The organism is Phycicoccus ginsengisoli (genome assembly GCF_054779295.1).
The window spans coordinates 438,054-451,018 of sequence record NZ_BAAGYN010000003.1 but is presented as its reverse complement, the minus strand read 5'-3'; the positions used below and the strand labels follow the sequence as shown (position 1 = coordinate 451,018).

Below are 12,965 nucleotides of genomic sequence, written 5' to 3'. Positions count from 1 at the left end.
CCGCCCTCGCCGCGTCCCACGGCCGGGGCGCCGCACGCAGGAAGGGCCGGCTCCCGTGGGGAGCCGGCCCTTCCTCGTGCGTGCGTCAGAAGGCGCTCTCGGGCACGTCCATCAGCGCGTTGTCGGTGGCCTCGGCGATGGCGCGCTCGGCCGCGAGCTTGGGCAGGAACGTGCGGGCGAAGAACGAGGCGGCGGCGACCTTGCCCTCGTAGAAGTCGCGGTCCTTCGCCGACGCCTCACCGGACTGCAGCGCCCGGGTGGCCACCTCGGCCTGGCGCAGCAGCAGCCAGCCGATCACGAGGTCGCCGGCGCCGAGCAGCAGCCGCGTGGTGTTCTGGCCCACCTTGTAGAGGTTGGCGAGGTCGCCGCCCTCCTGGCGCGGGTCGGACTTCATCAGCTCGCCGACCATGAAGCCGAGGATGCCCTGGACGTTCTCGAGCGCCTGGCCGAGCAGCTCGCGCTCGCGGTCGAGCGCCCCACCGTCGGCACCGAGGTCCTTGGCGAACTCCTGCACCTGCATCGCGATCGACGTGAGCGCCTGGGCCTTGTCCTTGATGATCTTGCGGAAGAAGAAGTCCAGGCCCTGGATCGCCGTCGTGCCCTCGTAGAGGGTGTCGATCTTGGCGTCACGGATGTACTGCTCGATCGGGTAGTCCTGCAGGAAGCCCGAGCCGCCGAGGGTCTGCAGCGACTCCTGCCCGAGGAGCACCCAGGCCCGCTCCGAGCCGACGCCCTTGACGATCGGCAGCAGCAGGTCGTTGACGCGCTCGGCCAGCTCGGCCGGGCTGCCCTTGGCGAGCTCGTCCGAGCCGGACTCGAGCAGCGCCTGGTCGACGAGGTCCTGCTGCGTCGCCGTGTACATCACGAGCGCCCGCAGCCCCTCGGCATACGCCTTCTGGGTCATGAGCGAGCGGCGCACGTCCGGGTGGTGGGTGATGGTGACCCGCGGCGCGGACTTGTCACCCTGCTGGGTCAGGTCGGCGCCCTGGACGCGCTGCTTGGCGTAGTCGAGCGCGTTGAGGTAGGCCGTGGACAGCGTCGAGATCGCCTTGGTGCCCACCAGCATCCGCGCGTGCTCGATGACCCGGAACATCTGCGCGATGCCGTCGTGGGTGTCGCCGAGCAGGGTGCCGATCGCCGGCTCCTTGTCGCCGAAGGTCACCTCGCACGTCGTCGAGACCTTCAGGCCCATCTTGTGCTCGACGTTGGTGACGTAGGCGCCGTTGCGCTCGCCCAGCTCGCCGGTCTCGAGGTCGACCTGGAACTTGGGCACGATGAACAGCGACAGGCCCTTGGTGCCGGGGCCGGCGCCCTCGGGACGGGCCAGCACGAAGTGCACGACGTTGTCGGTCATGTCCGACTCGGCCGAGGTGATGAACCGCTTGACACCGGTGACGTTCCAGGTGCCGTCGGCATTCTGCACCGCCTTGGTGCGGCCGGCGCCGACGTCGGACCCCGCGTCGGGCTCGGTGAGCACCATGGTGCAGTGCCAGCCCTTCTCGACGATCCAGCGGGCCAGCTTCTTCTGGTCGTCGTTGCCGAGCAGGTAGAGCAGCTTGCCGAAGGAGTAGGACGCGGCGAACATCGCGATCGCCGGGTTGGCGCCCAGGACCATCTCGTTCATGGCCCACTTCAGGCTGGGCGGGACCACGGTGCCGTCGAGCTCCCCCGGCACGTCGACGTTCCAGAAGCCGGAGTCGACGTAGGCCCGGTAGCTCTTGGTGAACGACTCGGGCATCGTCACCGAGTAGGTCGAGGGGTCGTAGACCGGGGGGTTGCGGTCCGCGTCGGCGAAGGACTCGGCCAGCTCGTTCTCCGAGAGCCGGGCCACCTCCTTGAGCATCTCGCGGGCGGTGTCGGCGTCGACCTCGGCATACGGGCCGCTGCCCAGCACCTCGCCACGGCCGAAGACCTCGAAGAGGTTGAACTCGAGGTCTCGCAGGTTGCTCTTGTAGTGGCCCATACCGGGGCACCTCCACGCTCGGACGTCGGTGTCACCGGCCCGTACCAGCCGGTAACATCCATGGTGCTACTCACCAGTAACGAATGCAACCCCGCCGGGCCGTGACCTGTGCCGCCCCGCCGTCCGCGCGTAGCCTCGAACCGTGACCGAAGAGCTGCCCTACGAGGTGGTGGGCCACCTCGGCGACGGCGTGGAGCTGCGCCGCTATCCCTCGTATGCCGTGGCGGAGGTGACGATCCGCGGCTCCCTCGGCGGCGCCGGGAACGTCGCCTTCGCCCCGCTCTTCGCGTACATCCGCGGGGAGAACCGGGGGCGGGCGTCCGTGGCGATGACGGCTCCGGTGATGCAGGAACGGGCCCGTGGCGGGCCGGGCGCGGGCCAGGCCGGAGGTCGGCAGGTGGCGATGACCGCCCCGGTGGTGCAGCAGGAGAGCGGCCGCGACGGCACCGGCTCCTCCTTCACGGTGGGGTTCGTGCTGCCCTCGAGCCTGACCGCGCAGACCGCGCCCGAGCCGACGGACCAGCGGGTGAGCCTGCGGGCGGTGCCCCCCAGCCTCACGGCGGCGATCCGGTACTCCGGCCGCTGGAGCGGCTCGGCCTTCGAGATGCACCGCGACCGCCTGCTGCGGTCGGTCGAGGAGGCCGGGCTCGCGGTGGTGGGGGCGCCGCGCTGGCTGCGGTACGACCCGCCGTTCAAGCCGTGGTTCCTGCGGCGCAACGAGGTGGTCGTCGACCTCGCCGACCCCGACGCCGTGCCGCCGGCCGCCTGACCCGCCCCCACGCGGCATACTTCCGGGGGTGAGCGACGACACGCCGGGCCGGGCGACGGCCGCCGACGGGGACCCGCGCCCCGCCCGCGCCGCGCAGCCCCGGGGTCCCGGCAACCAGGCGTCCGGGACCCCGGGAAGCGGGAGCGGGGGTGCCGTCGCGCAGGCCCGCGCGGACCTGGCGCACGGGCGGGAGTGGAAGGCCCGCGAGCGGCTCGTCGCGCACCTGGCCGACGCCTACGACACCGAGGCGCTCGAGCTGCTCGGCGAGGTCCAGTACGCGATGCGCGACCTGCCCGCGGCGGGCGCGGCCTGGTTCGGGACGAGCCGCCGCGGCGAGGACGTCGACGCCGCGGTCGACGCCTGGCGCGAGCGGTACGCCGACCACTTCCCGGAGATGTGGCTGAGCCTGCCCGGTCCCGTGCGCGAGCACGAGGGCAACAAGCGGGTCGACGCCCTGCGGCGCCGGGCTGCCGCCATCCCCCCGGTCGAGTCCGCGGCTGCCGTGGCCCCGGGCGAGGGCTCCGGAGGTGTCGACGCGGCCGTCGTCGTGGCGCTCGTGCTCGCCGGCCTGTTCGTGGTGTGCGCCGTGATCGGCTTCGTCACGGTCCTCGTGTGGCTGGTGCCCTGAGCCGGGCAGAGCTCGTCGCGGCGGTCGCCGCCCGCACCCGAGCCCGGACCAGGCCTTGCCTGCGGGTGCCTGCGGACGGTTCCGACGACGGCGGGAGGGCTGCGTCCGCGCTCGCCGCGGAGGGCCCGGGTTGAGCCGATCCACAGCATCGTCGCAGGGTCACAGGGGTGGCGCGGGGCGTGACCCCGCGGCAGGGTGGAAGGCGAGCCGAGGATACGGAGAACCCGATGGAGACCTACCACTCGCACCTGCAGCCCGACGGGACCACCTTCCCGCCCGTGACACCGGAGGTGCCGCCTCCCCCCGGCGCCGAGGAGCCGGTGGTGCCCGACCTGGTCGTCACCGAGCGGGTGGCGCAGGCCCCCCAGCGCTCGCGCGAAGGGGACTGACCCCGGCAGAGGCCGACCGGCGTGGGACCGCCGGCGTCTCCCGGCGCCGTGCCACCCTCGTGGCATGGATCCGCTCGCTGACGTGCTGTTGCTGCACGCGGTCCAGGCCTGGTGCGAGGACTGCGGCGCCGAGCAGCTGCTCCTGCCCGTCGACGACGAGGGCCGGCCCGGCGGGCTGTGCTGCACGACGTGCGACGCTGCCGTGTTCGTGCTGCCGGCGGAGGTCGTCGCGCCGCCACCGTTGCGCCACACCGCCTGACAACCCAGCGGACAAGCCGGGAGGTCCGGCATAACCTGCGCACGTGGGTGCTGCACGGGGTCCGTCACGGCGGGTCGTGGTGGCAGGCGGCCTCGGTGGAGCGGCCGTCGCCTCGCTCGGCGTGCTCTCGGCCCGGGAGCGCGCGGGCCGGCGCGACCTGCCGTTGTACTCCGAGGCCGTGGCGCTCGGTGCCGCGGGCGCCCGGACGCCCGTCGCGGTGGGGCGCGCCGACCTGCTCGTCGAGGGCACCCGGGTGCTGCACACCGACCGCGACGCCGCACGGCTCGTCGACGCCGAGGCACAGTTCCTCGGCTCGGCCGCCGCCTGGGTCCGCGGGACCGGCCGGTGGTCCGAGATGACCCGCACGGCGCTGCTCGACCTGCGCGTGCTCACCCACGGGCTGCCGGCGTCGGTGGCCGCGTGGACCACGCCGTGGCGGTACGTCTGGCCTCGCGACTGCGCCCACGTCGCGGTCGCGCTGGCCCGGTGCGGGTTCCCCGCGGAGGCGGTGGCGCAGCTGCGGTTCCTGCAGGACGTGCAGGCGGCGGACGGCTGGTTCGAGGCGCGCTACGACCCGGTCACGCGTCGACCGCCGGACCGCCGGCCCCGTCAGTTCGACGGGGCCGCGTGGGCGCTGTGGGCGGTGTCCTCGCTGCTCGACGAGCCGGGCGTCGACCTCGAGCGGGTGCTGCACGAACTGGAGCCGCTGGTGCGCCGCAGCGCCGACGTGCTGGTGGACAACCTGGGGCCGGACGGGCTCCCGCCGGTGACCCCGGACTACTGGGAGCTGCCGACGGACGTGCTCACGCTCGGGATCGCCGCACCGGTGTGGGCCGGGCTGTCGCACGGCTTCCGGGTGCTCGAGCTCCTCGGCGACCACGCGGGCGCCCAGCGGGTGGGCGCCGCGGCCGACGCGGTGTCCCGCGTGGTGTCCGAACGGTTCGGCGTCACGGGGTACGGCCGGGAGCTGGGCGGCCGGGCGCTCGACGCCTCGGTCGCCTTCCTCTTCCCCCCGTATGCCGTGGCGCCGCCGTCCGCCCCGGTCCGCGCCGCCCTCGTGCGGGCGCAGGCCGTGCTGCGGCGCCCGGCCGGGGGGGTCGCTCCGGGGGAGGACTGGGCCTCGGACGGGGTCAGCTGGACCCCGCAGACCGCCCTGTTCGCGCTGGCCCACGCCGAGGCGGGCGAGGTCGAGGGGGCGGCTGCCCTGCTGGACTGGCTCGACCGGCACCGGACCGCAGCGGGGTCGCTGCCCGAGAAGGTGCTGCACGACGGGCGTCCCGCGGCGGTGGCCCCGCTCGCGTGGACGGCAGCCCTGGCGCTGCTCGCGGTGTCGGCCGTGCGGGGTGCCGACGAGGCGTGAGCGCCGAGGCCGGCCAGGACGGGCGGGCCGGCACGACCGGGTCGGCTTCCGGCTCGGCTCAGCCGCGACTCGCGCCACCCACGGCCACCACGGCATCCGGGTCGTCGTCCGTCGGTGCGCCCAGCGGGAGGGGGTGCTCCCGTTCCAGGCGGGCACCCTCGACGTCGACGTCCGGGAGCGCACGGTCGAGCCACCGCGGGAGCCACCAGGCCCGCTCGCCGAGCAGGTGCATGACCGTGGGGATGAGGAGCAGGCGGACGACGAAGGCGTCCACCAGCACGCCGAAGGCGAGGCCGAAGCCGATCGGCTTGATGGTCGCGTCGTGGGAGAAGATGAAGCCGGCGAAGACCGACGTCATGATGATGGCGGCGGCCGTGACCACGGCCCGTCCCGCGTGCAGGCCCCGCTGCACGGCCACCCGCGCCGGCGCCCCGTGGGCATACGCCTCGCGCATCCCGGACACCAGGAAGAGCTGGTAGTCCATGGCGAGGCCGAACAGGATCCCCGTCTCGATGATCGGCAGGAAGCTCAGGATCGGCCCGGGGTCGTGCACGCCGAAGACGCTCGACAGCCACCCCAGCTGGAAGATCGCCGTGAGGCCGCCGAACGACGCGAGCAGTGACAGGACGAAGCCGAGCGTCGCGGTCACCGGCACGAGCAGCGAGCGGAACACGACGACGAGGATGAGCAGCGACAGCCCGACCACCAGGACGAGGTAGAGCGGCAGGGCGTCGCTGAGCTTCTGCGAGACGTCGATGTTGGCGCTGGCGTTGCCCGCGACCCCCAGCGTCACTCGGCCGCCGTCGGTCGTCCGGGGCTCCAGGTCACGCAGGGACTGGACGAGGGCGGCGGTCGACTCGCTGTTCGGGCCCTCCTTCGGGATGACCTGGAAGGCGATGGCGTCACGGGCGCGCGATGCCGTGACCGGCACGACCGCGACGACGTCACCGGTGTCACGGATCGCCGTGCCGATGACGGCCTCCTCGGCCGTGAGCGACGCCTGCGCGACCGGGGCCGGCAGGTCCGCGACGACGAGCAGCGGACCGTTGTACCCGTCGCCGAACCGGTTCGCCTGCAGCGTGTACGCGCGGTAGGCCGCGGTCTCTCGCGGTTGGCTCGAGCCGTCGGGCAGGCCCAGCCGCATCTGCAGGGCGGGGAGGGCGACGACTGCGAGGGCCGCCACCCCGACCAGGAGCGTGACGACCGCCCGGCTCGTGCGCATCGGCCGGTCGGCAGCCTTGGCCTCGTGCCGCGGGTGCGTCCCGCCGTCGCCGGTGGAGCCGGTGGGCTCGGCGTCGCTGGTGGACCCGGCCGACCCGGTCAGCCGGGCCCGCTCGCGGTGGCGCAGGACCCGCATACCGACCAGCGAGAGCATCGCGGGCGTGAAGGTGGTGGCCACCGCGATGGCCACGAACACGGCCGCCGCACCGACGGTCCCCATCAGCCCGAGGAACGGGATGCCGGTGATGTTGAGGGCCAGCAGCGCCACCATGACAGTGGCTCCGGCGAAGACGACGGCGTTCCCCGAGGTGCCGTTGGCCAGCCCGATCGACTCGTGCAGCCCCATGCCCTGGCGCAGCTGGGTGCGGTGCCGGTTGAGGATGAAGAGCGAGTAGTCGATGCCGACGGCCAGCCCGAGCATCACGCCGAGCACGGGCGTCACCGACTGGAAGTCCACGACGCCGGAGAACGACATCGCTGCCAGGGTCGCCACGCCCACGCCCAGCAGGGCGCTCGCCAGCGGCAGGGCCGCGCCGATGAGCGTGCCGAGCATGAGGACCAGCACGAGCGCGGCGACGAGGACGCCGGCCACCTCGCCGGGGCCGAGGACCGACGGCACGGTCTGCGAGATGTCCTGGGACGGGTACGCGGCGACGCCGTCGATCCCGGCCCGGGCGACCAGGGTCTCGATCGCCGTCTTGGTCTCCGTGGGCACCTCGTTCGTCGGGCGCTCGAAGGACACCTGGGCGATGGCGGCGGTCCCGTCCGTCGAGACGAAGCGGAAGCCGGAGGCGAGGTCCGCGACCTTGCGGCCGGCGGTGAGCGCCGCGCCCTTGGCCTCGAGCTCGGCCCGCTGGGTGTCGAGCTGCTTGCGGCCGGCGTCGAGCTTCGCCTGTGCCGCCTCGAGCCGGGCGGTGACGGCGGCCGGGGTGCCGGGCGCCTTGGCGGCGGCGCGCTGCTGGTCCAGCTGCGCCTGCTGGGCGGCCAGCTGCTGCTCGGCCTGCGCGAGCGCGGTGCGTCCCTGCTCCAGCCGGGTCCGCCCCGCCTCGAGCTGGCCGGCACTGCTCTCGAGCTGCGACTGGGTGGCGAACGGGTCGATGGTGCCGCGGACCCCGGTGACGGAGTCGACCTGTCGCAGCAGGCGGGTCACCCCCGCCTTCTGGGCGGCGGTGAACGCAGCGCCGTCGGTCGTCGTGAAGGCCAGGCTGCCCGACCCGCCGCTGGTGCCGGGGAAGTCCCGGGCGAGCTGGGCCGCCACGGCGCTCGTGGGGGTGCCCGGGATCGTGATGGCGGAGCTGACCGGGCCCGAGAAGCCGAGGAAGGCGCCGAGGCCCAGCACGAGCACCAGCAGCCACAGCCCCAGGACGGTCCAGTGGCGGCGGGCGGCGAAACGGCCGATGCGGTAGAGGAGTTCAGCCATGGTGCTGCTCCGGTTCCTTTCCCTGGGTCATGTGGTGACGTAGCCCGTGCGGACCTGCGTGAGCAGCCGGGACATGGAGCGGGACCAGGCCCGGCGGGACGCGGGGGTGAGCTGCGCCCCGTGGGCCTCGAGCCAACGGTGGGCGAGGACCCCGACGCCGTTCATGAGGAACGCGACGGTCAGGTCGAGGCTCAGCGCGTCGATGCCCGGGTCGGCTTCGCGCACCTGTCCGGCGAGCCGGCGACCGACCTGGTCGAGGGCCGACTGCGAGATCGCCTCGACCCTCGTCTCGTCTCCCCCGAGACCCGCGATGAGGCGGACGATCGAGACCATCGCCGTCGGCAGGTCGGCGGCGCGCACGGCGGCGCAGAGGGCGTCGAGCGACGCGTCCGGGTCGCGCGGCGAGGCCGTGCCTGCGCCGGACCGCCGGGCGATGTCGTCGAGCACCTGCGCCGTCACCTGGGCCAGGACCTCTTCACACACCGCGACGAGCAGCGCCTCGAACGAGCCGAAGTGGTTGAAGACGGTGCGTCGCGACACCCCGGCGCGGTCGGCGACCTGGTCCACGGTGATGCGGGTCGTCGAGGTCGACGCCGCCAACTCCCGCGTCGCCGCCAGGATCGCCTGGCGGCGCTCCGCCCGCAGGGCGCTGCGCCCGTCGACGGGGATCTCGGTCACCGGGAGAGCGTAGGAACCAAGTTGCACTCAATGCAAATTGTTCGGCGCCCGCCGGGTCAGGTGGGCACTCCACTGCCCGGAGTGTGTGCATTTGCCTGCGTGGGAGACGGCCGACCGCGTACGGTCGCCTTCGTCGCCGCCTGAGGTGAAGGGCAGGAACGGCGGCACACGTGGGGGAGTCGAGCCGGCGCGCCGTGGTGCGCTGCCGTGGAACGCGGGCCGTTTCCCCGGCGTCACAACGACTCCACGGCCCCGGGCGCGACGCCGACGGCCCCGACCCGGTGAGGAACCACAGTGCTCGCGTTCTGGATCGTCGGCGGCCTGGGGGTCGTCCTGCTGCTGCTCACCTTCGTCGTCGGGGACCTCTTCGACGGGGTCCTCGACGGCGTCGACTTCACCGGCAGGTTCCTCTCGACCGCAGCGGTCGCCGGCTTCGCCGCCGCCTTCGGCATCGCGGGCGCAGTCGCCATGAGCATGGGGGCGCCGCTGGTGCTCGCGGTCGTGGTCGGCGTCGTGGCCGGGGCGGCCATGGGAGCGGTCGGTGGCCTGACCACCAAGGTCGTGTCGAACACGCCGACCGACCGCGCGCCCGGCGCCGACGACCTCGTCGGTGCGCGCGGGGTCGTCGTCAGCGCGATCGGCGACGGCGCCTACGGCGAGGTGCTGGTCCGCATCGGCGGCCACCGCCAGAAGTACAACGCCCGCTCGGAGTCCGGTGCGATCGCGGTCGGGTCCGACGTGCTTGTCACCGACTCCCTGTCCAGCTCGTCCGTGCGCGTCCGCGCCCTCTGACCTCGTCACCTCCCAGAACGGAGCTCCTCGTGTTCGGTCTCAACCCCGTCGTCCTCGGCGTCGTCGCCCTGGTCGCGCTCGTCATCATCTCGGTCCTCGCGGTCGTGTCCCGGTACAAGGTCGCCAAGCCCAACGAGGCCCTGCTCATCACCGGCCGCAAGAGCAGCGGCGAGGACCTCGCCGGGCAGAAGGTCGTGATCGGCGCCGGCGTCTTCGTCCTGCCGGTCGTGCAGAAGATGTCGGTGATGGACCTGTCCAGCCGCGAGATAGAGCTGCGCGTGCCGAACGCGGTGTCCAAGAACAACATCAAGCTCACGGTCGACGGCATCGCCATCGTCAAGGTGGGCGGCACCGAGGAGGCCGTCCGGGCCGCCGCGCAGCGGTTCGGCAACCAGCAGGCGGCCATCACGGCCTTCACCGAGCGCACCCTGTCCGGCGCCCTGCGCAGCATCGTCGGCACCCTGACCGTCGAGGAGATCATCCGCGACCGGGCCGCCCTCGGCGCCCAGGTCGCCGAGGTGACCGAGCACGCGCTCACCGGGCAGGGCCTGACCCTCGACAACTTCCAGGTGCTCGACATCAACGACGACACCGACTACCTGCGCAACCTCGGCCGGCCCGAGGCCGCGCGGGTCGAGCAGGACGCCAAGATCGCCGAGGCCGACGCCATGCGCAACGCCGAGCAGCGCCAGCTCGCCGCCCAGCAGGAGGTCCTCGCCTCCCGTCGTGACTTCGCGCTGCGCGAGGCCCAGATCAAGGCCGAGACCGAGGCTGCCCAGGCCAACGCCGCAGCCGCCGGTCCCATCGCCGCAGCCGCCAAGCAGCAGGAGGTGCTGACCGCCCAGAGTCTCGTCGCCGAGCGCCAGGCCGAGCTCACCGAGCGCCAGCTCGACACCGAGGTGCGCAAGCCGGCCGACGCCAAGCGGTATGCCGCGCAGCAGGACGCGGAGGCCGCCCGGTTCACGACGGAGCAGAACGCGGCCGCCGACAAGTACACCAAGGTCGCCCAGGCGCAGGCCCAGGCCGAGACCGCGAAGCTCACCGGTGAGGCCGAGCGCGACCGCCGGGGCGCCCTCGCCGCGGCGACCAGGCTGGAGGGCGAGGCCGAGGCTGCCGCCACCCTGGCGCGCGGCCAGGCCGAGGCGAAGACCATGGAGGCCAAGGCCGACGCCCTCGGCTAGTACGGCGAGGCGGCCAAGATGCAGATGCTCGTCGAGGTGCTGCCGCAGGTGGCGCGCGAGCTGGCCTCCCCCATGGCGGCCATCGACAAGCTGACGGTCGTGTCGACCGACGGGGCCGGGTCCCTCCCCAAGACGGTGACCAACAACTTCGCCCAGCTGCAGACGATGCTCCGGGACGCCACCGGCGTGGACCTGAACGGACTCATGCACGGGATCGCCGGTGGCAACGGCTCGGCGGCCAAGGCTGCTGCGGGTGCCGCGGCGGGCGCCGTGGTCGCCGGGGCACTCACGGACGGGGCGCTCGGTGACGGGGTGCTCGCGGACGGGGTGCTGGGTGACGGCGCGCGGGGTGCCGGGGGCGCCTGATGCGCGGTGCCCCGGTGAGGCTCGCGGCGCTGCTGGTCGTCGCCGTCGTCTGCCTGTCCGGCTGCCAGGTGCGGCTGCTCGCCGAGCCGAAGGGGACGGCCCCGGTGGTGGTGCAGACCGACCGCGGCCACGGACTGACGATCGACGCGGACGTCTTCGCCTACCGCGAGGACGTCGGCGTCTCGAACGAAGTGCTCCGCGTCGTCAGCGACTCCGGTGAGGAGAAGGTCGTCCGGGCGCTCGCCGCAGCCGGTGCCCGCTTCATGATGGTGGACGAGCACGGCAGGGAGTACCAGGACGAGGCGGCCCTCGAGTCGGCCGCCGAGGCCGACCTCTACACGCCCAACTACGTCTCCGACCCGAAGGTGACTGCCGACGGGGTCGAGCTGTACGTCGACTGCAAGGGGGCGGTCGAGGAGCCGATGGCCGCCACGTTCCGGAAGGTCCTGCGCGAGGAGCTGGAGGCGGCCGGCATACGCGGCACCGTGCGGGCCGTCACGTCCTGACGGGGCGCACGCCCGGTGACGGGCCCCCCCTGGGGACCGCAAGGCCGAGGGGGCCGGCGGGGAGACCGGCCCCCTCGGGTGGGGGTGCGTGTCGTGCGGGGGAACGGTCAGTTGGCCGCGATGGAGACCGACGCGGTCGACGGGCTGCCACCGAGGATGCCGGTGTAGGCGGAGGAGCACGACGGCCGGTTGGCCGTGACGTTCGGGATGGCCGCCGGGGAGTTGCACTGGGGCAGGTTGACGGTCAGCGTCGCGTTCGCGAAGCCCGTCTTCCCGGTGATCCGCCAGGCGTCGCCGAGCAGGCCGACGAGCACGATGCTGCCCGAGGGTCGGGCCAGGGTGACGTTGCAGGCGGACGTGCCGAGGGTGACGACCCCACCGGGCCAGTGCGAGTCGAAGTCGTTGTCCTTGATGCTCGTGATGGTGTTGCTCAACGTCGCCGCAGAGCAGGTGGGCGGCGGAGGTGTGGTCCCGCTGCAGAGGAGCGCTCCCGCGGCCGAGAAGCCGGTCACGAACTGCCCGGCCGGACAGGACTTGCCTGCGAGCCCGCTGATGCCGGAGGGGCCCTGCGGTCCGGTGGCGCCGGTGTCGCCCTTGGGTCCGACGGGTCCGACGGGTCCGACGGGACCGGCCGGGCCGGTGGCCCCCGTCGCGCCGGTGGCGCCCGTGTCACCCTTGGGTCCGGCTGGGCCCTGGGGACCGACGGGCCCCTGGATGCCCTGCTGGTTCCAGCTGATGGGGACCTCGGAAGGACGGCACCGCTCGCTGCCGACCAGCAGCCGCAGCATCCCCTGGTTCTTCTGGTAGCAGGCGTTGATGACGGTCGGGGTGGTGGCGGAGACCGCCGACGGCTGGGCCGCGACGACCTGGGCGCCGGCGACCAGCAGGACGGTCGAGCCGAGTACCACCAGCGGTGCTCGCCAGTTGGGTCGTGACATCGTGTTCCCTTTCTGTCCCGGGCCCGTGTGGCGGAGGCGGCGACCTTGCCGGATGCGTCCCGATGCCCGCGTTGGACGGTACGGAGGGTTTGTCACTGCGTCTTCGGGCATCTGGGGCGTGACGAACGGCTGTCTGGGGGAATATCTTGTGATGGTCTGTAGGAGCCGTTAGGTAATGCGGAGGTCAAGGCGATGTGGCCGTTTTCGTCCGATGAGTACGGCTTCGCACTGGCCACGAAGGACTCGTCCCCGCCCGGCAGGGCGGGACAGGGCATCGGGGGCACCTCTCCAACCGGTAGGCCCATCGGCGTCGCCAGGGCCTGCACCGTCCACGTCCAGGCCCAAGTCGCTGGGACGGTGCGTTGCCCCGTCCTGAGGGGCAACGCATAGTCGTGGAGCTACCTGGAACAGGTCGCCCCTCGCCCGGGCCGCCTCGCGCTCGTTGCGTCCGCCGATGACGGGAGCCGTCGCGAGGGGCGCTTCGCGCCGAGGGGC

At 73.2% G+C, this 12,965-nt stretch carries 13 protein-coding genes; 9 read left to right on the top strand and 4 right to left on the bottom strand.

Features of this window, described 5'->3' with window-relative positions; translation table 11 throughout:
• Window positions 1–85: 85 nt before the first annotated feature.
• Entirely contained in the window at window positions 86–1,963 is a 1,878-nt protein-coding gene (locus ACYVDO_RS07225; RefSeq protein WP_460934213.1) for an acyl-CoA dehydrogenase, read from the bottom strand.
• Between the two features lie 142 nt (window positions 1,964–2,105).
• Here ACYVDO_RS07225 and ACYVDO_RS07220 point away from each other — a divergent pair, with 142 nt between their 5' ends.
• The 5 genes from ACYVDO_RS07220 to ACYVDO_RS07200 all read left to right on the top strand — a co-directional run bounded on the left by ACYVDO_RS07220 (window position 2,106) and on the right by ACYVDO_RS07200 (window position 5,368).
• Complete coding sequence (locus ACYVDO_RS07220; protein WP_460934211.1) at window positions 2,106–2,732, top strand: SOUL family heme-binding protein; 627 nt, start codon at window positions 2,106–2,108, stop codon at window positions 2,730–2,732.
• Between the two features lie 28 nt (window positions 2,733–2,760).
• Entirely contained in the window at window positions 2,761–3,360 is a 600-nt protein-coding gene (locus ACYVDO_RS07215) for a hypothetical protein (RefSeq protein WP_460934209.1), read from the top strand.
• A 227-nt stretch (window positions 3,361–3,587) separates the two neighbouring features.
• Window positions 3,588–3,749, top strand: a complete 162-nt coding sequence (locus ACYVDO_RS07210; RefSeq protein WP_460934207.1) for a hypothetical protein — start codon at window positions 3,588–3,590, stop codon at window positions 3,747–3,749.
• A gap of 64 nt (window positions 3,750–3,813) precedes the next feature.
• Complete coding sequence (locus ACYVDO_RS07205; protein ID WP_460934205.1) at window positions 3,814–4,008, top strand: hypothetical protein; 195 nt, start codon at window positions 3,814–3,816, stop codon at window positions 4,006–4,008.
• A 43-nt stretch (window positions 4,009–4,051) separates the two neighbouring features.
• Entirely contained in the window at window positions 4,052–5,368 is a 1,317-nt protein-coding gene (locus ACYVDO_RS07200) for a glycoside hydrolase family 15 protein (RefSeq protein ID WP_460934203.1), read from the top strand.
• A 58-nt stretch (window positions 5,369–5,426) separates the two neighbouring features.
• On the opposite strand, the gene ACYVDO_RS07195 is transcribed toward ACYVDO_RS07200, so the two are convergent.
• Both ACYVDO_RS07195 and ACYVDO_RS07190 read right to left on the bottom strand, forming a co-directional pair.
• Window positions 5,427–8,009, bottom strand: a complete 2,583-nt coding sequence (locus tag ACYVDO_RS07195) for an MMPL family transporter (protein WP_460934201.1) — start codon at window positions 8,007–8,009, stop codon at window positions 5,427–5,429.
• A gap of 27 nt (window positions 8,010–8,036) precedes the next feature.
• Window positions 8,037–8,687 carry a TetR/AcrR family transcriptional regulator gene (locus ACYVDO_RS07190; protein ID WP_460934199.1) on the bottom strand — a complete coding sequence of 217 codons (651 nt, stop codon included), beginning with the start codon at window positions 8,685–8,687 and terminating at the stop codon, window positions 8,037–8,039.
• Window positions 8,688–8,981: 294 nt separating this feature from the next.
• On the opposite strand from ACYVDO_RS07190, the gene ACYVDO_RS07185 reads away from it, so the two are divergent.
• From ACYVDO_RS07185 to ACYVDO_RS07170, 4 genes are read left to right on the top strand one after another with little or no spacing between them, the layout of a single operon-like run.
• A complete protein-coding gene (locus ACYVDO_RS07185) occupies window positions 8,982–9,479 on the top strand; it encodes a hypothetical protein (protein WP_460934197.1) in 498 nt (165 codons plus the stop codon).
• 29 nt (window positions 9,480–9,508) lie between these two features.
• Window positions 9,509–10,660 (top strand): SPFH domain-containing protein, encoded by a 1,152-nt coding sequence (locus tag ACYVDO_RS07180; protein WP_460934195.1) that lies wholly within the window; start codon window positions 9,509–9,511, stop codon window positions 10,658–10,660.
• 18 nt (window positions 10,661–10,678) lie between these two features.
• On the top strand, window positions 10,679–11,026 hold the full coding sequence (locus ACYVDO_RS07175) for a hypothetical protein (RefSeq protein WP_460934193.1): 348 nt from the start codon (window positions 10,679–10,681) through the stop codon (window positions 11,024–11,026).
• Window positions 11,026–11,532, top strand: a complete 507-nt coding sequence (locus ACYVDO_RS07170) for a hypothetical protein (protein WP_460934191.1) — start codon at window positions 11,026–11,028, stop codon at window positions 11,530–11,532. The genes ACYVDO_RS07175 and ACYVDO_RS07170 overlap by 1 nt, the downstream gene beginning before the upstream one ends.
• A 107-nt stretch (window positions 11,533–11,639) precedes the next feature.
• Here ACYVDO_RS07170 and ACYVDO_RS07165 read toward each other — a convergent pair whose 3' ends face one another.
• Window positions 11,640–12,470, bottom strand: a complete 831-nt coding sequence (locus ACYVDO_RS07165) for a hypothetical protein (protein ID WP_460934189.1) — start codon at window positions 12,468–12,470, stop codon at window positions 11,640–11,642.
• Between the last annotated feature and the right edge of the window lie 495 nt (window positions 12,471–12,965).